We start from the raw sequence: 253 nt of genomic DNA on the forward strand, positions 1-253 counted from the left end.
TATGCAAGAAGTGAATGGCTATCCATTGCCGAACACAGGGTGTGTCGTGCAAGTTCATCCTTCAGGTAATGTTATGCATTTTCATTATAATGGACAAAAAGCTATTGATGAAAAAACGGTATGGCCAAGTGGAATTGTTGCGGAGAACGTCGTCTTAGAAAATTTGAAAGCTAGACAAGATATGAGACTTGTATTTGTGGATTTAACACACTCTTCATGTGAGTATGAAAATGGAGAGGCAGTAAAAGGGTAC

Annotated in this window: 1 protein-coding gene; it reads left to right on the forward strand. The window is 38.7% G+C overall.

What is annotated here, in order from left to right:
* A partial coding sequence (locus ACS2QP_RS28200) for a YcdB/YcdC domain-containing protein (protein WP_438883129.1) occupies positions 1-253 on the forward strand: 253 nt, incomplete at both ends.

The organism is Bacillus cereus group sp. Bce019 (assembly GCF_051781745.1).
Lineage (GTDB): Bacteria > Bacillota > Bacilli > Bacillales > Bacillaceae_G > Bacillus_A > Bacillus_A cereus.